The organism is Pseudomonas sp. NFXW11, from assembly GCF_049887815.1.
Lineage (GTDB): Bacteria > Pseudomonadota > Gammaproteobacteria > Pseudomonadales > Pseudomonadaceae > Aquipseudomonas.
Genome location: NZ_JAGEKI010000002.1, coordinates 82,186 through 106,355, shown reverse-complemented (window position 1 = coordinate 106,355; position 24,170 = coordinate 82,186). Strand labels below are relative to the sequence as shown.

General features: G+C 54.2%; 22 protein-coding genes and 2 pseudogenes. 12 read left to right on the top strand and 12 right to left on the bottom strand.

Translation table 11 applies throughout. From position 1 onward, the window contains the following. Positions 1–79: 79 nt before the first annotated feature. From J4P02_RS03685 to glnK, 3 genes are all read right to left on the bottom strand, one after another. Positions 80–505 carry a secondary thiamine-phosphate synthase enzyme YjbQ gene (locus J4P02_RS03685; RefSeq protein WP_426187880.1) on the bottom strand — a complete coding sequence of 142 codons (426 nt, stop codon included), beginning with the start codon at positions 503–505 and terminating at the stop codon, positions 80–82. Positions 506–715: 210 nt separating this feature from the next. Beyond that, positions 716–2,053 carry an ammonium transporter gene (locus tag J4P02_RS03680; protein ID WP_426187878.1) on the bottom strand — a complete coding sequence of 446 codons (1,338 nt, stop codon included), beginning with the start codon at positions 2,051–2,053 and terminating at the stop codon, positions 716–718. A gap of 34 nt (positions 2,054–2,087) precedes the next feature. After that, entirely contained in the window at positions 2,088–2,426 is a 339-nt protein-coding gene (glnK, locus tag J4P02_RS03675; protein ID WP_002555808.1) for a P-II family nitrogen regulator, read from the bottom strand. Positions 2,427–2,844: 418 nt separating this feature from the next. Here glnK and J4P02_RS03670 point away from each other — a divergent pair, with 418 nt between their 5' ends. From J4P02_RS03670 to J4P02_RS03655, 4 genes and pseudogenes are all read left to right on the top strand, one after another. Further along, positions 2,845–3,105, top strand: a complete 261-nt coding sequence (locus J4P02_RS03670; protein WP_426187876.1) for an accessory factor UbiK family protein — start codon at positions 2,845–2,847, stop codon at positions 3,103–3,105. Positions 3,106–3,268: 163 nt separating this feature from the next. Further along, positions 3,269–4,111 (top strand): annotated as a pseudogene (locus J4P02_RS03665) (YifB family Mg chelatase-like AAA ATPase); the annotation flags it as partial. Positions 4,112–4,190: 79 nt separating this feature from the next. Then, positions 4,191–6,002: a hypothetical protein gene (locus tag J4P02_RS03660; RefSeq protein WP_426187874.1), complete on the top strand. Its 1,812-nt coding sequence runs from the start codon at positions 4,191–4,193 to the stop codon at positions 6,000–6,002. Between the two features lie 454 nt (positions 6,003–6,456). Next, positions 6,457–7,398, top strand: coding sequence for an RES domain-containing protein (locus J4P02_RS03655; protein ID WP_426187872.1), 942 nt, complete (start codon positions 6,457–6,459; stop codon positions 7,396–7,398). A 589-nt stretch (positions 7,399–7,987) separates the two neighbouring features. Here the strand turns inward: J4P02_RS03655 and J4P02_RS03650 are convergent. Then, a complete protein-coding gene (locus J4P02_RS03650; RefSeq protein ID WP_426187870.1) occupies positions 7,988–8,311 on the bottom strand; it encodes a hypothetical protein in 324 nt (107 codons plus the stop codon). A gap of 624 nt (positions 8,312–8,935) precedes the next feature. Here J4P02_RS03650 and J4P02_RS03645 point away from each other — a divergent pair. Both J4P02_RS03645 and J4P02_RS03640 read left to right on the top strand, forming a co-directional pair. Next, complete coding sequence (locus J4P02_RS03645) at positions 8,936–9,355, top strand: hypothetical protein (RefSeq protein WP_426187868.1); 420 nt, start codon at positions 8,936–8,938, stop codon at positions 9,353–9,355. A 74-nt stretch (positions 9,356–9,429) separates the two neighbouring features. Then, positions 9,430–12,216 carry a hypothetical protein gene (locus J4P02_RS03640; protein ID WP_426187866.1) on the top strand — a complete coding sequence of 929 codons (2,787 nt, stop codon included), beginning with the start codon at positions 9,430–9,432 and terminating at the stop codon, positions 12,214–12,216. 41 nt (positions 12,217–12,257) lie between these two features. On the opposite strand, the gene J4P02_RS03635 is transcribed toward J4P02_RS03640, so the two are convergent. Next, a complete protein-coding gene (locus J4P02_RS03635; protein ID WP_426188625.1) occupies positions 12,258–12,710 on the bottom strand; it encodes a helix-turn-helix domain-containing protein in 453 nt (150 codons plus the stop codon). Here J4P02_RS03635 and J4P02_RS03630 point away from each other — a divergent pair. From J4P02_RS03630 to J4P02_RS03620, 3 genes are read left to right on the top strand one after another with little or no spacing between them, the layout of a single operon-like run. Next, the gene (locus J4P02_RS03630; protein WP_080748231.1) at positions 12,638–13,030 is read left to right on the top strand and encodes a DUF4031 domain-containing protein; all 393 of its coding nucleotides are present in this window, start codon (positions 12,638–12,640) and stop codon (positions 13,028–13,030) included. The two genes, J4P02_RS03635 and J4P02_RS03630, sit on opposite strands and share 73 nt — an antisense overlap. Further along, positions 12,942–14,168 (top strand): nucleoside triphosphate pyrophosphohydrolase family protein, encoded by a 1,227-nt coding sequence (locus J4P02_RS03625; protein ID WP_426187864.1) that lies wholly within the window; start codon positions 12,942–12,944, stop codon positions 14,166–14,168. Before J4P02_RS03630 ends, J4P02_RS03625 begins: the two co-directional genes overlap by 89 nt. Beyond that, a complete protein-coding gene (locus tag J4P02_RS03620) occupies positions 14,169–14,843 on the top strand; it encodes a uracil-DNA glycosylase (protein WP_426187862.1) in 675 nt (224 codons plus the stop codon). Here J4P02_RS03620 and J4P02_RS03615 read toward each other — a convergent pair. From J4P02_RS03615 to J4P02_RS03590, 6 genes are all read right to left on the bottom strand, one after another. Then, complete coding sequence (locus tag J4P02_RS03615) at positions 14,815–15,654, bottom strand: hypothetical protein (RefSeq protein ID WP_426187860.1); 840 nt, start codon at positions 15,652–15,654, stop codon at positions 14,815–14,817. The genes J4P02_RS03620 and J4P02_RS03615 overlap by 29 nt on opposite strands. Beyond that, positions 15,651–16,268, bottom strand: coding sequence for a C1 family peptidase (locus tag J4P02_RS03610; protein WP_426187858.1), 618 nt, complete (start codon positions 16,266–16,268; stop codon positions 15,651–15,653). The genes J4P02_RS03615 and J4P02_RS03610 overlap by 4 nt, the downstream gene beginning before the upstream one ends. Then, a complete protein-coding gene (locus J4P02_RS03605; protein ID WP_426187856.1) occupies positions 16,265–17,281 on the bottom strand; it encodes an ImmA/IrrE family metallo-endopeptidase in 1,017 nt (338 codons plus the stop codon). Before J4P02_RS03605 ends, J4P02_RS03610 begins: the two co-directional genes overlap by 4 nt. A gap of 9 nt (positions 17,282–17,290) precedes the next feature. Then, positions 17,291–17,641, bottom strand: coding sequence for a helix-turn-helix domain-containing protein (locus tag J4P02_RS03600; protein ID WP_426187854.1), 351 nt, complete (start codon positions 17,639–17,641; stop codon positions 17,291–17,293). After that, entirely contained in the window at positions 17,634–17,909 is a 276-nt protein-coding gene (locus J4P02_RS03595; protein ID WP_426187852.1) for a hypothetical protein, read from the bottom strand. The genes J4P02_RS03600 and J4P02_RS03595 overlap by 8 nt, the downstream gene beginning before the upstream one ends. 309 nt (positions 17,910–18,218) lie before the next feature. Continuing rightward, complete coding sequence (locus J4P02_RS03590) at positions 18,219–18,854, bottom strand: hypothetical protein (protein WP_426187850.1); 636 nt, start codon at positions 18,852–18,854, stop codon at positions 18,219–18,221. A 287-nt stretch (positions 18,855–19,141) separates the two neighbouring features. On the opposite strand from J4P02_RS03590, the gene J4P02_RS03585 reads away from it, so the two are divergent. Both J4P02_RS03585 and J4P02_RS03580 read left to right on the top strand, forming a co-directional pair. Continuing rightward, on the top strand, positions 19,142–20,785 hold the full coding sequence (locus J4P02_RS03585; RefSeq protein ID WP_426187848.1) for a hypothetical protein: 1,644 nt from the start codon (positions 19,142–19,144) through the stop codon (positions 20,783–20,785). 5 nt (positions 20,786–20,790) lie between these two features. Next, positions 20,791–21,828: a DUF4238 domain-containing protein gene (locus J4P02_RS03580; RefSeq protein WP_426187846.1), complete on the top strand. Its 1,038-nt coding sequence runs from the start codon at positions 20,791–20,793 to the stop codon at positions 21,826–21,828. A gap of 166 nt (positions 21,829–21,994) precedes the next feature. On the opposite strand, the gene J4P02_RS03575 is transcribed toward J4P02_RS03580, so the two are convergent. Next, positions 21,995–23,113, bottom strand: coding sequence for a hypothetical protein (locus J4P02_RS03575; RefSeq protein WP_426187844.1), 1,119 nt, complete (start codon positions 23,111–23,113; stop codon positions 21,995–21,997). Between J4P02_RS03575 and J4P02_RS03570 the strand changes: the two are divergent. Next, positions 23,076–24,135: pseudogene (locus J4P02_RS03570) on the top strand (SIR2 family NAD-dependent protein deacylase). The gene J4P02_RS03575 and the pseudogene J4P02_RS03570 sit on opposite strands and share 38 nt — an antisense overlap. Positions 24,136–24,170 lie beyond the last annotated feature (35 nt).

Sequence of the window (24,170 nt, the reverse complement as noted above, 5' to 3'; positions counted from 1 at the left end):
AGCAGATTAGTTATAGCCCAGCTGCGCCGACTGTCGAAGGCCGCCGGGGAAAAATCAACGTCCACTGATACTCAGCGGCTTATGCCTTATCACCCTGCAGGGTGGCAAGGACTTTGCGAGCACCGCCATGATCGCGATGCTCGCCCAGATAAACACCTTGCCAGGTGCCTAGGGCCAGGCGCCCTGCCGCTACCGGCAAAGTCAGCTGACAGCCTAGCAAACTGGCCTTGAAGTGCGCCGGCAGGTCATCCGCGCCCTCGTCGTTGTGTTCGTACCCGGGCATGCCTTGAGGCACCAGGGTGTTGAAGAAACGCTCGAAGTCACGCCGGACCGCCGGGTCGGCATTCTCGTTGATGGTCAACGAAGCCGAGGTATGTTGCAGCCACAAATGCAGCAGACCAACCCGACATGCCCTCAACTCGGGCAGGCCGGCAAGCAACTCGTCCGTCACCAGATGAAAGCCCCGGGGCCTGGCCCGCAGGGTAATCAGAGTCTGTTGCCACATACCTATCTCCACGCTTCGGCGCGCATTCTAGCGCGCTCAGGAAAAAAACAAAGCGCCGAATAATCCTGCTTTAGTGTAAGCATTTGCCCTGTGGGAAATCGTTACGGCAAACCCGCCAATGCCTATCAGAAAATCCTTTCAGCCCTCCTCGTTGACAAACGCCGGGCAAAAAAATGCCCGGCCGGAGCCGGGCTTTTCTGTCTGCCGCGATTACAGGTTGTAACCACGCTCGTTGTGTTGCGCCAGGTCGAGGCCCACTGCTTCCTCTTCCTCGGTAGCCCGCAGCCCCATGACCACATCCAGTACCTTGAGGATGATAAAGGTGGCGATCGCGGTGTAGATCACCGTGAAACCCACACCCTTGGCCTGGATCCACACTTGGGCAGCGACGTCGGTCACGGTGCCGAAACCGCCCAGGGAGGGAGCGGCGAAAACACCGGTGAGGATCGCACCGAGAATACCGCCAATACCGTGCACGCCGAAGGCATCCAGGGAGTCGTCATAACCCAGCTTGCGCTTGAGGCTGGTGGCGCAGAAGAAGCACACCACGCCCGCGGCCAGGCCGATGATCAGCGCCCCCATCGGGCCGACGGTGCCGGCGGCCGGAGTGATGGCGACCAGGCCAGCCACCACGCCCGAGGCGATACCCAATGCGCTGGGTTTGCCATGGGTGAGCCACTCGGCAAACATCCAGCCCAGGGCCGCAGCGGCGGTGGCGATCTGAGTCACCAGCATGGCCATGCCGGCAGTGCCGTTGGCGGCTGCGGCGGAGCCGGCGTTGAAGCCGAACCAGCCGACCCACAGCATGGCCGCGCCCATCAGGGTGTAGCCCAGGTTGTGCGGCGCCATTGGCGTGGTGGGGAATCCTTTGCGCTTGCCCAGCACCAGGCAGGCCACCAGGCCGGCGATACCGGCGTTGATGTGGACCACGGTGCCGCCGGCAAAATCCAGCACACCCCAGTCGCCCAGCAGGGAGCCCGGGCCGCTCCAGACCATGTGCGCGATCGGTGCGTAGACCAGGGTGAACCACACGCCCATGAACACCAGCATCGCCGAGAACTTCATCCGCTCGGCAAAGGCACCGACGATCAGCGCCGGAGTGATGATGGCGAAGGTCATCTGGAAGGTGACGAACACCGCCTCAGGGAACAGCGCCGTCGGGCCGGTCAGGCTGGCCGGGGTAATGCCCGCCAGGAAGGCCTTGGAGAAACCGCCCACGAAAGAATTGAGATTGACCACGCCCGCTTCCATACCCGTGGTATCGAACGCCATGCTGTAGCCATAGATGAACCACAAGACAGTGACCAGGCCAGTAATGGCGAAGCACTGCATCATCACCGAAAGAATGTTTTTCGAGCGCACCATGCCGCCGTAGAACAACGCCAGCCCGGGAATGGTCATGAACAGCACCAGGGCGGTGGAGGTCAGCATCCAGGCGGTGTCGCCGGAATTGAGCACGGGCGGGGGCACTGGATCTGCCGCCAAGGCCAGGCCAGGCATTATTAGGGACAGCAGGGCGCCAAGCCCTGCGAATTTACGCAGAGTCATAGTTGTTTTCTCCTGGGGCGTTGGGTTTGGCGGCTTAGATTGCGTCGGTATCGGTTTCGCCGGTACGGATGCGAATAGCCTGTTCCAGATTGACCACGAAGATCTTGCCGTCACCGATCTTGCCGGTGTTGGCGGCCTTGGTTATCGCCTCGATAACCCGGTCAAGATCCTTGTCGTCAATGGCGACATCGATCTTCACCTTGGGCAGGAAGTCGACTACGTACTCCGCACCGCGATACAGCTCGGTGTGGCCCTTCTGCCGGCCGAAGCCTTTGACCTCAGTAACGGTAATGCCCTGCACGCCGATCTCGGACAGCGACTCGCGCACGTCGTCCAACTTGAACGGCTTGATGATGGCAGTGACTAGCTTCATGAAACTCTCTCCCGAATTGGTGGACTTGCCCCAGGAAAACAAACCCGGCTCAAGTCTAAGCGCAGTGCCTGGCTTTGTAACGCATCGTCGACCGTCCTCAACCGGGGCCGACGCCAGCTAACCGCTCCTGACGAAATACTTCCCGCTCCGCCTGCCGCACTGCGTTCGTTACAGCGACTGCATCAGTGCATGGGTCACCAGGGTCTAAGCAGAAAGCTTGCCAGCTCGAGAAAAATCCGTGTTTTCAAGCCCTTGCCCAGGGTCGCCTGGGCAAGCCACAAACCAGCACCGTGGATACGCACAATAACGGTGCGCCACCGCCCGGGCCGATGCGCAAAAAACGTGCACCCCGGGCAGCGCCAAGCCCCTTGGAACATGCGTGATACACTGCCGCCCAATTGCCATTCAGGACACTTCCATGCTCGCGCCCAAAGACCTTCTCGATGCCCTGAGCGGCCACGCCTCGCGTTTGCTCAGCGGCGACTCGCCCCTGCCCCGCAGTGAAATCGAAAGCCAGTTCAAGGCCCTGCTGCAAAGCGGCTTCAGCAAGCTGGACCTGGTCAGCCGGGAAGAATTCGACAGCCAGATGGTGGTCCTGGCCCGCACTCGGGCACGCCTGGAAAGCCTGGAAGCCAAGGTGGCGGAACTGGAAGCCCGACTCAACCCAGCGGCAGAGTGATCTGAATCGCTGATTCGCCGGCCAGCCTGCCCCGCAGGAGCCGGCGAAGGCTAAAGCACCGCGACATATCCTGTGGGTATTCCCCCCCGCCTCCAGCAACAGCCTCACCTATCCTTGCAGCACCGCCGGATGCGGTTCCCGCTGTCTCAAGGAAGAACGCTCCATGTCCCTGGCAATCATCCACAGCCGTGCCCAAGTGGGCGTGCAAGCTCCGGCTGTCAGCGTTGAAGTGCACCTGGCCAACGGCCTGCCGAGCCTGACCCTGGTGGGGCTGCCGGAAGCTGCGGTCAAGGAAAGCAAGGAGCGGGTGCGCAGTGCCATTCTCAATTCGGGGTTCGATTTCCCTGCGCGACGCATCACCCTCAACCTGGCGCCGGCCGACCTGCCCAAGGACGGCGGACGCTTCGACCTGGCGATTGCCCTGGGCATTCTCGCCGCCAGCACGCAGGTGCCAACCCTGGCCCTGGACAACATCGAATGCCTGGGTGAGCTGGCCCTGTCCGGCGCGGTGCGGGCAGTGCGCGGCGTACTGCCGGCGGCCCTGGCCGCTCGGAGTGCCGGGCGCACCCTGCTGGTGCCCCGGGCCAACGCCGAGGAAGCCTGCCTGGCCTCGGGCCTGGTGGTGATCGCCGTGGACCACCTGCTGCAGGCCGTTGCCCACTTCAACGGCCATACCCCGATCGCACCCTTTGTCAGCCAGGGCCTGCAGCATAGCCATCCGCCCTATCCCGACCTGGGTGAAGTGCAGGGCCAGCTGGCCGCCAAGCGAGCCTTGCTGATTGCCGCCGCCGGCGCCCACAACCTGCTGTTTTGCGGCCCGCCAGGCACCGGCAAGACCCTGTTGGCCAGCCGCCTGCCCGGTCTGCTGCCGCCCTTGCAGGAAGACGAAGCCCTGGAGGTGGCAGCCATCCAGTCAGTCAGCAGCCACACCCCCCTGCGGCACTGGCCGCAACGGCCGTTCCGCCAGCCCCATCACTCGGCGTCGGGGGCCGCACTGGTGGGCGGTTGTAAGCTCCATCGATATTTGCGAAATCCATTGATAGCGTGGAATACTCCATCGTTAAATGGGAACAGGCGCCGCTCGAATGGATCACTATCAGGCCAAACCGCTGTTCAACTATCAACACTTCTGGCGGGTAGATGGAACATCGGATCTCGAATGGGATGAAAAAAGTCTAAAAATAGGTTTTGTGTTATCTCGATTGAGAGACGATTACACTGATCCATTTATTGCTAACGCCCGACAGGACATACCCCCAAAGCTTCTCACTCTAAGCCCCTCTTGGATCAATATCCTCACCGTCGGCTCCGTCTGGGACGGAGGTAAACGCATCAGTAAACCTGCGTGGCTCGGTAGATCGCTCGAGATTGATACCAGTCAGGCAGTTAATCAATCGGCAAACCTGAAGGATAAGTGGGCCACAACTGATATTACCGCGACTGATTTATCCTCCCCAAAAGATCGAAAAGGTCATTCCGCAACCTTATATACGATTGTCCCGATCATTGGAGACAAGCAGTTCAAATGGATGGTAATACCTCACTCTGAAATTTTCCGGTATTACTTTGCTATTTCGAAACGAATTACGAAAACAGTTCTAAATGGCGAAACAAGCTCCCTCATAGACTTCTCAAAAACAACAAGCAACGACCCAGTCACAATATTTGAACGCGTAAGCCTGAAAGAGGCAGAGGCTAAGTTTTTTGGCCGAGCCCAAGTCAACAAATTATTCAAAGAAGAAATATTTCAGATCAATAAAAGAATCTCTGTCATCAATGCTTCAAACAGTCTCACTGGCAGTGACTCCGCTTTAGCACTTGAAGCAAATTTCCCATTCAGCGGAAGGACCAATCTGAGCGTCGCAGGTACGCCAATGAAACTGGCGAACGAGCCAGCCATATACGCAATGGAAATCCATCATTGCACCTACCCACTCGGATTTTCCTCTCTGATCGTAGAAAGTTCGGCAAACCAAACGGCTGGGGGAAAACTTGACGAGAAAGGCAAGGGGTATAGATCGTTCAACGTTCCTAGCCATGATCCAGATGATGAGGATGAGGAGCTTGATGATTCACCAGCGGATGCAACATTGCAACGCAGGGAGATCCCTTTAGCCAACGCTACACTCCCTCTGGATACTGAAATCCGGATCGAATACCGTCGTACTTTAGAACATAAAGATAAAATTGCGACCTATGTCTCAGAGGAAATAGATACCAGGGGATTGACGTTAGGAGAAGGAAACTTCCGAGCCTCGTCCAAAAATACAGTTGGAGCAGATGACTTCAAAGAGGAAGCTCCCTCAGCCGCTCGAGAACTAAATGATTTCTTCGAGATGCTCCAAGGCTTCGAGAAAATCGCAAAAGGAAAGCAATGGTCTGTTGCGTCAAGAACAATAAACGGCGCTATCCCGCTAAAACTAAATGACTCGAAAAGAAACACACACGTTATTACTTCGCTCCCTATGCTTGGAAGCAAGAAAAGAACGTGGCACCTAATCACTACCGAAGATAGCGTCAGAACGCGCCAACTAGCTTGCATAGAGGTCAAGGCGACTAGAACACAGCGTTTTTTCTACATACTAGAGATTGAGCTAAAAGATAACGATCCAGGCCAATGCACACTTTTGATTCGCCGCCGTGACTTTAAACAAATTAGCGACGACGACTTCAATAGTCTATTGAAGCTTACGTGCTATAAAAATCGCTGGCCGGACTTCGATTCTGACACTTGGATAAAGTCAAAGCAGCGCGCTCTTGCCAAAACCTTTAAAAAAGATCATGTGTCAAAAAAACTACATCATCCTAAAAACCGAGATTTCTGGTGCGCCAACCTTACAAGTAGTATTTTCAAATGGTTAAAAGTACCGCTGCCAGATAAAGCTAATGAAGCTTAGGACGTTCAGGTCGAGCAACCCGCTAGCATCAGAACAAAAATCTTCATCTGACCACATAGGGTTCTCTCGGATCACGGCAAGCCGGGCTTTGGCCACGGAGCTTCTCAACCACGAGTAACTTCAAGAAGGAACGGTAGATGCCAGCCAGCAAGCCATCGTTATGATTGAACTCAATAGCTGGCGAGTGGCCTGCCAAGCCCCCGGAGATGGCAGTAGTGACGCCATCGTCGAGCTGCCTCCATTGGTGATATCTGGGCGTAACGCGTTAGCGCGGCGAGTACAAAGGCTAGGGAAACAGGCTGGCCTTTTTTGTATCCGCTAGACCTTGGCCTACGCCTAGCCTAAAGCGCGACCTCAGTGATAGCCTGGCCTAGTCATCCCGCTCATCGTCAGTGACCTTGAACGAACACCTGAAGATGGCCCCAGAAAAAATTACGAGAGGCAGAGGCATCACATGTCGATGTTAGAAATGGATAGCGAAGGCGCGACAAAGGAAGACCTGTCCCAAATCGAAGGCTTGCTCCGTAAAATCAGCTGCAAAGAGCTAAAGAGGCGTATTGAGTCATTCAACAAAAACTATAAAACCTTTGGCTCTGATGACATCTACGAGAAAATCAAAGATGTGTTCATGATTCAGGTGGGCTCATTGCGCGCAGGCGCATTTCCAGCCCAAGAAAAAGAATATGACCCGGCGGGTATATTTTACCGGGCAAGAATCTGGCGCAAAGAATTTGAAGACTTGCCGGGATCGGAATTCTGGGCAGCACCTGGCGAAAAGATCGAAGGCTATGGCCGTATCAATCGCCCCGCCCAGGGCCTGCTCTATACATCGGAAGGCCAAATACATACTACATTTGAGGAAATAAGAGCCACTCCGCAGTCTAAAGTTCTTCTGATGGCTTACCAAGCAAAAGAAACATTGAGGGTTGCCACCATGGGTAGCCGGTTTGGTGTCGACCTGTCATCAGATGCAAAAAAGAAGCTCGACCTCATTCGCAAGTTTATCAACCAAAACCTATTGGCTGCCGGTGAGGGTGCATACCTGTTCAGCAGCGAATTCACCAATTCGATCATGAACTCCAGCCCCGACGGCTGGGCCTATCCTTCGACCCTGGTTTCAGGTGGCGAGAATGTGTGCTTCCGTCCAGAGTCTCAGCACAAGCTTGAACTGCTCGAGGTTTTTGCATTCAGTGGAACGGAAAACGGGAAGCTTGCGCCAGTGGGCTTTTTCCTACCCAAGCACGATGGGCACTATGAGTATCAAGCAGATTCCGAAGCCGCGGACGCACGCTTGTGTAATTTTATACTCAAGCACCGGCGCATGACTTCGTCAAATGATCGATCGACCTTGGAGCAGCGGAAGACGGTGAGCACGACAACTAGGTTGATTCCCTAAAAGTCATGGCGTTTTTATTTTGTTCCGGCTCCCATGAGGAGATGGGGGACAATCCGCTGTATTTCACATTTATGCAGATGGGCGCCAGGACTCGATTTTCATAAATTTTGTTAGTTGGTGGGGGCTCGCAATATAGTTTGATACAGAGTCCCCTGTAATTCGTGACCTCTAACAATGAGACCTACCGCTGCAAACGAATCATAGTTTGACACAACCAGCGACGGCTCACTTTAAGCGACCTCATCAATCCTGCAGATCCTCCGCCCCACTTCCAAGTGCCCAGGGCTGATAAGCAGATGGGCCAACACCATCTCGCTGAGACCGTTTGCCACACGCCAGGTTCGCCCCCCGCCGCCGTCCGGTAGCATGATGGTCATTGAAGAGGCTTGTGGGAGTGCCATAGCACTGGCGAACTAGCCGAGGCCCCATCATGACCCGATCAACGCGCACGACGGTCAAATGTCAGGAGACTGGTGATAACTCGGGGATGTGATCGTGGAGTTACCCCCAGACATCAGCCGTGCCGTAGACGACAGGCTCAGCATCGAATTGGTCGAAAGCATGATCGTGCTGAACCCAATCCGTGAGCCTAATTTAGGATAGCCGCTGACTGTGCCTGATCGGATTCAGACAAAGTAGTTTGTGCACGGGCCTCAATCATCTCGATCAACTCAGAGTGTTTGGAAAACTCGCGCTTCAGCCAGTCACTCGGTACGAAATGGTGATCAAGGTGCACAGCAGTGCTCTGTCCATCACTAGATGCGCAGAGCATGACGTTCATCTCAGTCTCATCACCTGCCATCGCCGCCGGCACGAACACTACCCCGCCGTCACTCACGCCGAAGGACCGTCTCCACTCGGGAAAACGCTTTCCATCTGGGTTGGAAACGCAGAACCAGTGAATATTGTTCATTTAGTCACTCTCGAGTTGCAGTAAAGTGGAGTACAGCAGTTCGTCGCCTTCAACCGCATCAAGCACTGCGGCCGGTGCATCCAAGGCTCCTAATATCACATAAAGCCTGGCGTTCAATACCAGCGTCTCCAGCGACCGTTTCGGCCGAATCGAAGGCTTTGTTCATATATGCCTCACCGATGAGGTAACGGGCACCGCAGTCACAGAGAAACGGATGATTGCCGTTGTCGAAACGGTCTTTTACCTCCCAGCCGCGCAGCTGTGGATCGATGGACTTGCCTCACTTGGGACAGAAAGCGGGCTGTCTGTCGGTAAGGTATCCGCAGACTCGGGCCTACATGAAGCTGCTGTCCAAACGAAAGGGCCGGCTGCCAGCGATCTGGCCGCGGCAGCATGTAATAATGCATGCCGGCGCAGTGAGATTCTAGATCACCACTTCCTACGAGCCTCCTGACGACAGCGCCAGTTTGAAAAGGCCCCGCATTGCGGGGCCTTTGCATTTTGGCGTCTAAACCCGCTGGCGCTGGGCTCAAGCGCCTGCCGTCTCGTTTCTCAAAGGCTAGCTATAGTCATCAGGCTGGCACTTGGCCGGCTTGAAGCCCTGGGCTGGGCAAGGAGCAGTTCATGGAAACGATCACGCTGTTGATTTCCTACGTACTGGGGATCGCTGTCGCTTCTGAGCGCATCGTCGAGATGATCAAAGGCGTCTTTCCCATTCTCTGGCAGGCAAAGGATGACTCAAAGCAGGAAGCCTTCAGACGGTCACTGCTGCAGGCGCTGTCCATTGTCATCTCTGTCGGCGTTGCATTCACGGCCACCGCGACACTGCCCAACGAGCTCAAAACACTCGGATGGGTTGAGCGGGCACCAGGGGTAATAGCGCTGGGGCTCATGGCTGCCGGCGGTAGCGGTTTCTGGAATGTGCTTCTCACGCTGATGCAGAACATCAAGGACCTGAAGAAGGGTGAGGTTGAGTCTAAGCGCAAGAACCCTGCTCCAGCACTGGTTTCTGGTGCACCTGCAGGTGCAGTGAAACCCAATTAACTGCCGGCTAACTGGCCGGGAAATAGTGGAGTACGGCCTGCTAACAACACACAGGAAAGTACGGAGACAAGAAAATGGGACTGGGAAGAAACCAGCTTTTTGCACTCCAAGATGGCCTTACCGAACGTTTTGTCTATTCAGCCCTTCGGCTGGATCTTGCCGAGGTAGTCGCCAAGAACAAGGCAACATATGTGGTTGCAGACGTGGTGGTAGTTCGCGGGCGAGTCATTACCGATGGGCACAATATAGATATCAGTTGTCGGGTGCTTCATTTCGAAGATGGTGGAGTGATTTCGACAAATGGGCTTGATGGCGTACCGTCCTTCCAGCCTGGCGTTCGAAAAGAATCAGCTCATGCCGATGGGCAAGACGGTTTGGACGGCGATGCCGGCGGCGTAGGCGCGCGCGCCGGATCTGTGAAGATCGCGGCTGACAGGGTCACAGGGTTCCTGAGAATTACAGCCGTCGGTGGTCAAGGAGGTAGACCTCAGGACGGTGGCCATGGGCGTAAGGGCGCAAAAGGCCCCAGTGGTCGTAAGGCTTTCATTAAAAATGCTGATGAGGCGAATGGCGGAACAGGTTTGACTGGGGGACGAAGCGGCCTACCTGGCCTGCGAGGTGAAGGTGGGGGTGGTGGGCACGTGCTCATCACTACCAGTTTGAAACTTGACTCTTTGCAGTATCAGGTTAGAAACGATGCCGGCGCACCAGGTGATGCGGCTGAAGTCGGAACTCCTGGTGCAGGTGGTGATGGGGGCGATCCCGGCCCTGTATACAAGATCATCCGGGTGCCGGACTTTCCGAGGGTGCAATCAGTTTCTGAGATTCAGCTCCAGGGACAGCAGCCTGTTGATGGGGCCGCCGAGGCTGAACTGGATAACCTCTTGATCGTAGCTGGCGACGTCTTGGCCGCTTCCCCCCTTCGTTTTTCTTATGAAGAAGTTTACTCGCACGATGGCAATCCTGGAACGTTAGGAGCGACGGGGAGTACACGAGACGCGGAAGTCAGTGCACGGCAAGTTGTGGCTCTTGGTGCTGCTGGAAATCTTGAGGTCGATGATCATACGCCAGAAGTATTTGCAACGGCATTCAGCGGAACGGCGTTGGAGCTGATCTCGTGCGCTTTGGAAGACGATTACCGTCAGGCTGGCAATGACCTTACATCTGATTTGAGAGAGCGAATCGCATTCCTTCTCCAAATCTGCGAACGCGACACCAGTCGTGATCCTGTGAAAATGAACATCCTTGCCCGAGCATATTCGATGGCTCGGAAGATTAACCTGGGCCTCGATTTCTATGGTTACAGCCAGGAACGCGCACCACTGATCAGCTTCGACTCGTACGCGAACATGATCACTAAGGATGTGTTGCCCTGCGTTGAAACCATAGAGAAATCATTCCAAGCATATTGGGATGCAGCCTCTGACAAACAGTTGCAGCGGCAGCAGTTAGCAGGAACCCTCGCTAGTGCGGAAGGGAAAGTCCTCGCTTTGCAAATGGCAAACGAGGCTCTGCTGAAGGACACTAGGGACCTTCTCGCAACCATACCTGGGTTGGATTACAAGGTTGCAGCAGCTGAGCACGTTCTGATGGATGCTAGAGATGTTCTGACAGCCGCTATCAACAAGAAGAGTAATGGATGCGACCTCGCTGGCACCCTGACAGCTGTTGGGACGATCGTTGCGGGCGTTTCGTCCGGCGGAGCAGGTTTCATCGCTGCTGCTTCGGCTGGTGCCAAGCTCTACAAAGACTTTACTGACAACAATGATTCGTTGGCGACTCTATGGGACGCCAGGCAACTAATTCAGGATGATCTTACCGAGCTGGCAGGTGCGGCTGGCGATGTTGCTTCGAGTGTCGAGGCTATTCAAAAGGGTATTTCCCAGCTGCAGTCTCCACCGACACGAATTCCCCAGTTCAAGATGGAGCGAGAAGAGTTCGACAAGGTCGCTCGGGACTTTGCTGATATGCCTGAGGCTGCTGCTTACCGAGAGGCAGGATATGACTTCCTAAAGAGTGTGGAGGCCAGGAACCAAGCAATTCTCGACTACAACGGCATGCTGGCCCAACTCGTAGAGCTCCAGGCCCAGGCTGCTACAGGTAAGCGTGCGGCCGCCAGCATTCAGTCGGCGATTTCGGCCAGCGTTGATCCTGCTGAACCACACATTATGAGCGTGATGTCCAGGATCTACCTGGACTCTTTGGCCGTGGCTGCGCACATGGTGCATGCCGAACGCAAAGCATTGGCCTACCTCTTCGGAAAGCCGAGCGCTGCGCCATTATCTGCCCTAAACCTGGCCACAATTAAAGCTGCTCACTTGTTCGCCCACCAAGACTGGCTCAACACCAAGGAGAGCTTCCAGGCTAGGCGGAATCTGACGCGTGAAGTGGAGGTGGATCTGCAGTCGCTGGTCGTGCCTAGTTACTGGGCTGCATTCAAGCGAACCAAGGTCTTGTCCTTCTGCATCAGGCCAGATCAAGGGAAGCTCAAGCACTACTGGAAGGGGCTGCCAGCTTTCAGGATCACCGGTGTAGAGTTGGTGCTGGATGGGGCGCAGTCTGCTGATCCGTCAATCCAGATTCACTGGGTCTTGACCCATGCTGGAACAGAGTTGCTCTACCGGGCCAAGGCGAAGTCGGTTGTGTTCAGCCACCGTGCAGTGCCGATTGGCGGTTTTGTCAGCGTTCGCGGCGACGCTCCACTTGTGGTTCCTGCGTTCACCGACAACGAGTTGTATGCCGGCGTCAGCCCCTTCGCATCCTGGATGCTGGTGCTGGAGGATGATCAGGAGCTGAAGCTTGACCTCAACCAACTCAGCGCCGCAAGACTGAAGCTTTCTGGCTACTTCATCGACGGCTGAGAAAAGCTGGCACTGCCCTCGGTTATCGTATCCTGATCGATCTATCCGAAGGTGAGCTCTTCCAGTGCTGAAACCAGGCTTTCGATTGCGCGTTCGCTGCTTTGAGAGGACGTAATCAGTCTTTCGATGCGGGAGAACAGCGACTGCATTTGTTCGACATCATTTTTGTTTGGGGGAATATCTATGTGCAGAAATGTGCAAATTAACTTGAGATTTTTGCTCACGCGCACCATTTTTCCCTGCTCAAAGCGGGAAAGCTGAGAATGATGAACTCCGCATTTTGACCCAAGAATTTCAAGGGTTAAGCCGTGAGAAATACGCGTTTCACGGATAATTTTTGCGAGTTTGGCGGCGGATGCTGCATTGAGTTTTTCAGTCATATGTGCATAATATTTGCACATTATGCACAGAGAAACTAGCCATGGCGGTCTACGTCGATTCTGAAGATATCCGCTGGAAAGGCCGTGTGTGGTGCCATCTGGTAGCAGATTCACTTGACGAGCTCCACAGCTTTGCGGCTCGATTAGGCCTCCAGCGTAAGTGGTTCCAGAGCAAGAGTTTTTATCCTCATTACGATGTCACGCTCTCGGTTAAGGCGCGGGCTATGCAACTGGGAGCCTTACACGCAGATCGCAGGAAAATCATTGGGTGCTGCAAGCAGATGCGGGCTCAGTTGCAAGCGCAGAGGATGCAACAGCAGTCGCTGTTCGATTCAGGAGGAATAGATGGCACCTATTGCCAGACAGCAGGAGCGACCACTATCGCTGCCGGAATACGCCCTCAAGGCCAGCAACAGCTCCCGCTTCAAGAATGACCCTAAAGCGTTACAGGTTTTACGTTTCGGCTTTTTCGGCGAGGTGGGAGGACTGCTTTCATCGGTGAAGAAGGCCGAGCGAGACCGGCTTGAAGAAACTCAAAGTGAGGTCGCGGCTGAAGAGCTTGGCGATGCACTGTGGTATCTGATCAGGGCCAATTCCATTCTGCAGTTCACTCCGGATGAAATCGGAGAAAGCTGCCTGAAGGTTTTGAGGCAGCGATTCAAAGAGAGCGCGTCTCCAGTTATCGCAACCGTGAACTTCAGGCATATCGATGCTCTGATCAATTCGCGTCGGCAGGAGGAAGGTTCAGCGCTTAGAGGTGGCCAACTCGGTGCTCTGGCTCATGCGGCCGGTATTTTCTGTAATATGCCTGACGCTCAATTACGGGCGGGGCCGACCCCAACACTAAGGGATCACCTTGGTGGTCTGTTGGCGGAATTGGCACTCAGTTGCGCGAGTTTCGATCTACATCTTGAAGATGTCGCGCGATACAACCTTGAAAAGACCAAGAGCCGGTGGCCTGGCGACGAGCGTGAGTTCACTTCTTTCTTCGATCCTGAGTCTGAGTTTCCTCGCTATGAGCGCTTGCCCAGGACACTCAAAATGGACTTCATCGAGCTACCAGGTCGCAACGGGTCATCTGTCGTGCAGCAGCTGAACGGTGTCTTCATCGGTGACCGTTTGACAGATAATAGCAACGAGCCCGACGACTATCGTTTCCACGATGTCTTTCATCTTGCCTATATGGCGTACCTCGGATGGTCGCCGGTCCTGCGTGGTTTGCTCAAGCTCAAGCGAAAATCGAACCCGATCATTGATGAGAATGAGGATGGTGCTCGGGCGATGATTATCGAGGAAGGGATTGCCACCTGGATTTTCAACCATGCCAAGCGCCGAAAATTCTACAAAGGGATCAAAGAGGGGGAGCTTGAGTACGGCCTGCTCAAGCAGATCCATTCCATGGTGGAAGGGTATGAGGTTCACAAATGCCCGTTGTGGCAGTGGGAGCTGGCCATTCTGAAGGGATTCGAGGTGTTTCGAGAGCTTCGTTCCGTGCGGTCAGGATCTGTTGTCGTCGACATGACTAATCACCAGCTGACCTTCCACTCTCTTACCGATAAGAACTGTGTGTAAATGACCCCCACCTCTTTCGTGAAAGCCCTCGCCAGTTTGAGCCTGGAAGATGTATTCAACCCATATGCCGACACGTGCCCAGTGCATGATCGGACAGATGCGGCTTCATACAGGCGTACGAACCTGCGCACATACCTCAGCGCTGCTGAAGATATCGGTGTCGACACCATCTGGATGGGACGAGATCTTGGTTACCGAGGTGGGCGAAGAACCGGCTTGGCGCTGACGGATGAGTTTCACTTAGCGGAGATGGCTAAGGTTTATCCGGGTTGTTCTTCACGACAAGCCACTAGAGGGCCTGTAATCGCTGAGCGTACGGCCGCCGAGATTTGGGGGGTCTTGAAGGTGATCGAGAAGCCGCCTCTACTTTGGAACGTGTTTCCTTTCCATCCGCACGAAACGGGCAACCCCCTGACGAATCGACGCTTCAAAGCCAAGGAACTCGCGCTGGTTAACGATCTCAATAATGCGCTGATTAAATGGCTCAAGGTTCGCAGGATTGTTGCAATCGGCCAGGATGCCGCAAGCTATGCAACCGCTTTTGGAGTCGAGGTCCTAACGGTCCGGCATCCAAGCTACGGTGGCGTGAAAGACTTCCGCAGCGGAATGAAGCAGATCTATAGCATTCCGGAAGACCTTTTGGGAGCTAGATCACTGCAGCCGTCTCTTTTATAAGCGTCTCATCGATCGGGAACGTTTCAAGCAGATTACTTGCCGCACGGATGCCACCCAATCCATCATCGAGCTTGGCGTAGGTGGAAATGCACGTCAGCGTCCCTGTCTCGTATCCCGCCTCCGTTGCGACATATTGCTGCAACTGGGCAAGCCCTATCAGGTTGCCCAATGCCCTCTCAGCGTAGTGGTGCGACCTGTAGATCGCAGTCAGATCAATCTTTCCGTGCATCAGTTTAAAGGTCACATGGCTGAGGCAGGCGGAACCGTAGTACTTGTGCCGATCGATGCTCGGATCATAGGTCGGGAGATCAAATCCGAGGCCGTTTAAGTCATCTGCAAGATCTACGGCCAGATCACAAACGCCTAGCTCATAAGCGGCCACGTACTTATTCAAATATTTGGTACGAATAGCAATCAGTTTTTCGATGATTTTGTCGAGCGGATTAAACGTCGCACCGCTTTCATCCTTGCGTTCGATCATACGCAATGCATAGGTGCCCCAGGTGTTCGGTGCCATGCCGCGCGCCATGATCGACTTGTAGTGCGCATACCAATCTGGACGCCCATAACGCTTATAGATCGTCTGGGGGAAGATTGTCCCAGCAGCCGTCATCACAGTCCGTTTTGCCTTCCGCTGTTGGAGGGCATGACTGACGGCGTTGACTACCTGACGGTCCTCAGTGGTTGCAGCTTGGGGTGAGGTAATTTCCAGGATGATATTGGTGGCATCATGCTTCTTTTGGCTTTCCAGGTAGCGGATGCCAGCCAGCCATGCTTGTACTACTCGCGACCTCTGGAATACTTCCGTCATTTATCAGCTCCGTAGATACATGATGCGTGGGCGGTTAAGTAAGAGTTCGGCACCCATGCGTGTCCATTCACTCCCCATGCAACTCCCCAACTATTGCAGATCAGATAATGCTCCATCCCCGATTGATCGTGACCGTAGCCCACGATCACTACTGCATGTCGGCCAGGGAAGACGTTCGTTTCGAAGACCACCACACCATCGATAGGGCACATGAAAGATTGGGTTGTCGAAACCAGCACCCCTACAGGTCTGCCAAGACCCAGCCATTGCTTGATTTTGTTCAGGTCGAGTGCTGCAAGTGCCAGATCAGGGCCGTGGAGAGGGACGCCGGTGGGAAGTACCGGTAATGGCAGCCCCGGTTCGCTCTGCTGGTATGGGAAGTGGTGATCTTCTGGCAATCCCATTCTGGTAGCCGCAATAGCGATTCGGACATCCAATCCAGCGTTGGGCGTCCATGTAGGACTTTGATGCACGGCAGCCAAATAAGCGTATTCGGGACTGAGCAAGTGGTTTGAGAGGTTACCCTTGATCCCTGCGAGCGAAAAAGCGACGCATGCCCCCCTGTTTCCCTGGTCCCTGGAATTCATCGGTATCGTTACGCGCGGTTGGATCACGATTGACCGGTTCCTTGAAGCAAAGCCTGCTTGGCTACGGAAGAAAGTCCGCTTGCCAAATCCTCGTATTGGGTCTGGATTTCGAAGCTGTTAAGCGGATCCAATGACCGGTCCCATGGTTTGTGCTCGTCGAGCTGAAGCTCTGAACGACCAGTTGGCAGACTCTGAGGCGGTGAGATCAGGTAATCCAAATAGTGCACACCACCTGCAATGAGCGCGTCGGCATCTGCGGCGTTGCCTGGAGGCAGTAATACCGGTTCGATGGTGAAACCTTCCGAGGCTGCCTCTTTCGTGTCCCAGACGTAGCCAGCACCCGAGTGGTCTTTTAGTCGTACCAACATCTGGTCATCAACACGGGGTTCGAGAACAAGATCTCGATCAGCTTCATCGAGTAGCCAGACGTCTCGCTGCGAATTGATCAGTGGTTTGGGGAGCAGTGCTTTCTTGATTGCCGCTGGTTGAATTCGCAGCACCTCTTCAACAAACGAACGGTCACACAGCTTCAGCCTCTGAAGTGACCATGCGGTTGCGGCATAGCTGATTCCTAGCCTCAGGGAAAGCTGATAGAGGTTGAAGGGGTGCGCAAGATCGGCCACCGCCCAACCTTTTCGTTTCATGATTTTCGCGACGGCCCAGCGCGGTGCCACCAAACTGTAGGCGAACCAATCAGCTTCCAGTTCTTTCTGAGCGGCAGTGTTGTTGTAGTCCAGCTGTTCATCTGTTGTGGTGCCGTGATCCAGAACAAAGTGCCCAAGCTCATGTGCGCAAGTCATTTGGATAACGCCTGCTGGACGCTCAGCATTTACCAGAATTCCTGGTTGGCCTTCGCTGATAAATGCACCCCAAAGCTTTTCCAGTGGTCGTAGCATCACGACCACTCCGGCCGTTTGAGCAATCCGAAATGGATCGACGCGCGTGTACCCATCCTCATCGATTCGGCGCTTCGCGCCGGAGTCTCTGACGACTTCAGCGGCGCGTGTAACAACAGATTTGATTTGAGTTGTGGAGAGCATCCCTATCCCCTAATTAGCTTTCGAAGCCCTCAAGAAGTCAGCAAACCGAGCGACTTCATCCACATCCTTCTGAGTCAGGCCTTTGACTGCCCTGGCCAGGAAAGCGAATTGTTCGGGACCGGAGTACGCGGGTTCGCACCCGGTCAGCAAATACTCCACGGACCGATGGTAGATGCTCGACAGGCGTTTCAGCTCTGTCACTTCAACCTTGCGAGTACCGGACTCGATTCCGGTAATGGCTGTGCGGGTAAGTCCAACGAGCTGAGCAATTTCAGCTTGGGAAAGCCCTAGATATTCGCGAGCAGATCGCAGCCGCTCCGCAATTTGGAGACGTTCTTCATCGCTGTCAGTTTCACTCATCTTCCTTCGTTAGGTACGTGAGTACCCCCTCAGTGACTTGCTGAATGAATTGATCGCGCGACTCATAGCCCCCATTGCGAATGACCACCTCTACAGGGATTTTCTTGCCTACGAGCACGTCGATATCGATCATCGCTTCACAAGCGGTTAATGAGTCCATCGGTGCTCCCATGTCATCGATAGACGTAGGATCACTGGTAATGACGATCTCTCGTTCATCCCAGAACGCACCTAACAGATCTTCAATTTTGCTTTGAAGTAAGGTCATTATAGTGTCTGAAAATCGAACAATGGCTGTACATAAATACAACCACAAGGTGTGACTGATAGCAATAGGCCTGCACCAGAACCTAGGCTAGGCCGGCTTTACTGAAGTAAAGGTGAGGATCACAGGCCAGTCGGAATCAGTTGGCTAGCGCGTGGGAAAGGACCCTAACGCGATTCCTGACAACGGACTGATGAGCGCCCCACTCGCCTTGGCCAGGACCATCAATCACTAGTATGGCCTTGTTTGGATCACGGGTCGTACTCATGCCCCCCTTGTTCTGGTACACAGCCGTTGTGCCGGGATCGGATTTCAGTGTCGTGGAAAAAGAGCCTTGCCTAGCTTAGCTGCGGCCCCGACCCCCTCTTGAGCTTCATTCAAAATGTCACGAGAGAAGTAATCCGCGAGCCGTGCGCGGCTCTCGATTTCCTGCCGGATACAAGCTGAATCGATGTTTGGATAATTTGCACGATAGGCAGCGTGGTGAACCAACGCGGCAGCCTGGAAGAGTGCGTCAGAGAGCCTGTGGCCATCCAGCCCCATTGATGCACACGCCTCAAGGATCGCGGCTGCATCACTTTCAACCTGATCTACAAGCCGTTGATCCGGCAATAAAGAATGCGCTCGAAGATGCTCTACATAACGGCGCAGGTTTGGAATCGAGAGGCTGACCGTGTAGTGCCTGCTGTACCAAGGCCCGACGATGTCAATTTCTTCCTGCGTGATGGCCATTTCCTGAAAGTAACCTGCCCAAGCTTCTTGAATCTCCTCATCGATTCGCTCGTCACCGAGGTTGGTTAGGTACTCATTGAGGCGTTTAACTAAACGGAAATAATCGAGTCGAACAGGTGCTTCACGATACTCATCCATAATCAGCTCCGAGATGAAGGATGGGTGAGTTTTGGCCTGCATATAGAGATTGGTCAAGGCAGCCATCAACGACGACATGCAGGCATCGATCTAGGCTGCCAAGCTCAAAAGTCAAGTAGCCGCGAGCCCATTCTACAGCCCTCAGGTTGTGGTGATCACACGCCTCTCCACGCTGCCGTACCACTGAATGCATCGGAGATATGCTATGGATAAATAAGGTATTGTGACATTTTCATCAAAAAACGGAGCGAAGCGCTCTGAAAGGCCCATTTTAACTATGTTCAATAACAGGCGCCGAAAGGAAGCGTTGCTCCTTGTTTACAAGGAGTATAAATAGCGCTGTGTGACATCCTTCGAGAACGAACATGGCTGACAACGCGCTCATCGACCTATTGAAGCAAACTGGCCCCTTGCTGAGCAGTGATTTGTCCAAGCTCCTTGAGACCAAGTACGGCATTAATCCCGAAGCGGCGAGAAAGCGGGTGGAGCGTGGGTGCACTGGTATGACCCGTCTCAACCACATCATCTTTCCCCATCGGGCACGTTTCTGCTATCTCCAAGAGGACTATGGATCTCCGTTTTTTTTCGATAATTTGATGGAGGCCCTGAAGAAAACACGGAGCGCCTATTTTGCGGCACTACAGGCTCTCTCGCTTCGAGACAACGTAATGCCCCGCCGGCATTTTCTTATTGCCTGCGGTGCACCTGTTGCTCAAAAGAAGCACATTTCAGCAGAAACTCTGCTGGAGCGACTGGTGAAAGCGACTCTTGTAAAGGAGGTGATGCTTCCAGGGGGCGAATCCTGTGTGGTGCGATGCGATCACCAGCAGATGCTCGAAGTGACCTCCACGTGGGCAAAGATGAAGGGGCGTCTCATCGCAGAAGAGGTAACCCTGTTGGCGGTGAAGGATTGGGCACGCAACTTAGGAATGGTGAGCTACGACTCCGTTGAAACCCGCGAGGATGAGGGCTCAGAGGCATTACCCAAGGTCGGGACGTTCAATTGGGACCTAGCCGGCCCCTCCTACTTATTTCCCATGCGAGAGTATGTCAACACAACTCTCAAACCAGGCTTCTTTGTTTGCGACCTTGCCCTAAACGGGTGGGTGACCGCTGCCCATCTGGCAGGGTTCATCAACAAATGCGTCACGCTGCGCAGTCTCAGGAAAGTGAGCAAATGCCTTCAGATTTTTGTCGCCGAAAGCTACCACACCGAGGCTTTCGCCCTTCTCAAGGAGCAGGGCATCATTCCGGCGACAACCGAGAGCCTTTTTGGCCGCGATGTGGCATTAGCATTGAAGAATCTTTGTGCGGTCCTGACCGACACAGCGAAGCTCACACAAAACCCTGACGCGCTGGACAAAATTTTCAACGATTTGTCCCGAATCGAAGGCGCAGCTTCGACGCTACGCGGCAGCCTTTTCGAATTCGCGGTAGCCCAGATCGCGCGATCCACCTTTTTGGGATATCCCCAGGAGATGAACCGGATCGTCAAGGACAGTATCGGAGCGGAAGCGGAGATCGACGTGCTGGCCCACCGTCCGAGCCATGAAGTCGTTTTTATCGAATGCAAAGGGATACACCCCATCAGCACTTTGGATGATGCCGAAGTGGAGAAATGGCTTGATAAACGTATCCCCGTGATCAGGGGATTTGTTAAAACGCACTCCGAGTGGGCTAGCATCCGCCAAAGGTTCGAACTGTGGACGAGCGGCAAGCTTTCCGATAACGCGATTGCGATGGTGAACGCTGCACAGGCGAAACACCCAAGATTGGACATCCAGCTGCGTGATGCCGACTACGTGCTTGGCCAGGCTATGAGTAGCAATGATCAAGGACTGCTCAAAACATACCGCCAGCATTTCGTGACGCATCCGATGCAGGAATTTGAAGAAGCCCGTAAACGCGAGCAGCGTAAGGCCGACAAAGCCAAGGCAAGGTTGAAAGCGCCTTCTGTAGAGGCATCGGCCCCAGATTTCTGCGCGATGACAGAGCAACGAGGATGTTGAGCATCATGGAAAGCTTCAAAAAGGACAATCACTACGTACCTCAGACTTACCTGAAGCAGTGGATGAATGATGGTAAGGTCCTCACCTACAGGCTCGTGGTGCCGCATGTAAAATGCGAAATCTGGAAAGCCCTTTCACCTAAGAGCATTGCCAAGCTTGAGCACCTGTACTCTTATTTCTCAGGTTCAAAAGACAGTGATGAGATCGAACGCTGGCTTGATCGTGATTTCGAAGTGCCCGCGTCCGTATCAATTGCGAAAGTGGTTACCGAGTCGCGACTGACCAGCGAGGACTGGAACAATTTGTTCCGCTTTGCCGTAGCGCAGTCGGTCAGGACGCCGGCTGGCCTGCACAGCTTTATGAAGCGTCAAAGTGAAACTCTTGAGGAAGTGTTGTCCGAATCCATGGAGGGATCTGTTGCAAAGATTGATGCAGCTCTGACCTCCGGTGTAGAGCTTGAACCCATCCCGATAGTGGCTCCTTTTGACAAGCTTCCGCTGAAGATCGAGTCTGTAAAAAATGAGGATGGAGAGGAAGGTATCCAAGCTCGAGTACTGAATGGACGGAAGCTCTGGATTTGGCATTTGGAACACGTCCTAAAAAGCACTATCCATCGGATGCCAACTCATCGATGGACTATCCTGCGAGCTCCTGCTGGGGTGACTTGGCCAACCACAGATAATCCGTTCACAAGGCTGGGCATTGGAGAGAACGGCAAATGGAGTCTAGAGGGTGGCTGGGGCGTACGAGGTACACGACTTTTCATGCCGTTAAGCCCTAAGCATCTTCTGTTTGCTTGTGTAGGCTATCGCCCCCCTCAACGCGGCACCACTCTCAGCCTCGAAGAGGCGGCATTTTTCCGGATGATGATTCTGAATGGTGCCAGCCGCTATGTTTATGCAGCCGATACACGTGATATTGAGGCGTACCTGCCCCGCACTGTCTCTCGGGAGCTGTATGAAGAGGAGCAGAAACTCTGGGCGGATTGGCATGAGAGCCAGTCGAGGGAAGAGGCCGAGTATCCCGATCTTGAACGGGTCTGACGGATACCGAAATGGAGTAAATACGAAAAAGCCCGCCATGGGGGCGGGCTGTTAAGCGTCTCCAAGGGGAAGCTGTGTGCCAACTAAGTCTCGGAGCCAGATATCTCAGGATATCAGGGGTTTTCCGTGGCACTAGTGAATGAGCAGGCCTCAACATGCTATAGACCTACCAGTTCCACGGTTCCTCGGTCTGACCGATGAAGGTGGTGCCATGCAGGAAAGTGTTCCTTTCTTGAGTCGTGGTGAGCGGAAACCTGGCGTAGTGCGTGTGTGCTATTTGCTTCAACTGCTCTTTCAACTGTTCCTTCATGCTGTCGTCCTCGAGATTGCGCCCGTCTAGAACCTCATTTGGCATCTTCTCGGTCAGGTCGATGGGCGCCGCGTGAACTGTACCGATCCGCGATCGTAAGTTGACCGAGCAAAGCTCCACCACGAGGCCAGCAATCCCCTTCTTTAACAATTGCTTCAAGACCTTGAGCTTGTCTTTCGACGAGAAATTGTTCGTCTTGATCAGAGTGTTGTAGTACGGCTTGAAGTAGTTGATCAACCCTGCCTCAGCCAAAGACACTACCTCCTTTCTATTCAACCGAACGTTTTGCAAACGATCCATATGGGCCGAATCCTGCTCATCAGAGGCCTGGGCCGCCACATTGAAGTCGCCTCCATTACTGATGATCGTTTTGCCGTGCTCGAATCTATACAGCAACAGCAGAACTTCGCGCTCGGGGAAATGCGTTGAGGTTTCAGCAAGGATCTGTTGCAGCTTATTGTGCGATAGCAGGCGATCCAAAGCATTGCGAGATGTGGTGCGGCCAATTGCCTGACCTACATACAGCACCTCAAGATCGGTGTCGTACGGCGTCAGCAAGCTTTTTGCCGCGGCGACAATCGCGTTCACTGCAATGAACTGCTTACCCGCGGGCGTCATGATGATAAGTGACGTACCGTTAAGAGCCACCGCGACATCTTCGATCGGTATATCTTCAGGGATCGACGCATCGCAGATCTCGTAAACGAAAGGGAGTGCGGTCATACCGTGTTCGCGCAACACCAAAAAATCCCCGGTAATCGTCCGACCGTTCAAGACAAATCCCTCCGGCTTCAAATAAATCCGTGGACGACGAGCGATAAGATAAATGTTGCATGCTGAGAGTGCGTCCTTATGCGTCGGATTGTCCTTGACGCGATAAAGGTCCGCTGGAGTGAGCATGGCCGGAAAGCTGGAGTAGAGGTGGGTAGCTCCCTCCATGGAAAACTGCCGGGTGATGTCGCCAAGGTTGGTCATGCAGTACTCCTTTCATTATGTGATGCTGTCAGTGTTAAAAAATGACTGTTGCCATCCCCTCCAAATGCATCATTTCGATTCGATATTACCCTGGGCAAGCACCATCACTAGCGGTGGGGAAATAAGCAGTACGATCGAAACGGTGGCGGCACTGGTCGGTGACGCGAAGCGAATTGTGGTGTTCACTGGCGCTGGCATCTCCGAAGAAAGCGGTATTCCTACATTCCGCGATCCGCTGACGGGCATCTGGGCTCGCCATGATCCAGCGAAGCTTGAAACTGCGAGCGGATTCCAAGAGGACGCAGCACTGGTCTGGGGATGGTACCTGTGGTGGCGGACTCAGGTCGCGCAAGCTACGCCGAATGCTACGCATCAGGCTTTTGCACAACTGGCCAAGACCCGAGAGGTGACGGTGGTCACCCAAAACATCAATGACCTTCATGAGCGGTCAGGATCAGCGGATGTGATTCATCTGCACGGGAGCCTTGTGTCGCCAAAATGCTTTGCCTGGCATCGAACACCCGCAGCCTTTTCCTTCGAACAGCCAGTCGCTAGTGAGGGTTTGAGGATCGAACCACCGCGTTGTCCCCGTTGTAACGGCAAACTACGTCCGGGTGTGGTTCGGGGAGAATCTGCCGGCCGGTGCCTGGAAACGCGCTGTCCGGGCAGCGAGAGACTGCGATGTTCTGCTGTCGATAGGCACCTCGGGGGTAGTCTTCCCTGCCGCAGAGATTCCAATCATGGCGCTTCACGCCGGCGCGCCCGTCGTGCACATAAACCCAGCACAAGTTGCCCAGCCAAGTACCCGGGAGATGTATCCTGCTGCACGAGAGTACGTGCAAGAGAATAACGCTGAGTTATTTTTTGAGTCTGAATTGAATGAGCCACACCCAGCGCCACTAAACTATCTTGCGATGACGGGTCTGACCACGCGGCCGAATCTCTGCACATACCTACAAGCGAGTGGACCACTTATCGCAATTCAATGCCGAGTATCATGCGAAGGCTATTTTATTCCATGACAGATGCCGCTGCACGCGCGAGCATATGGGACCCT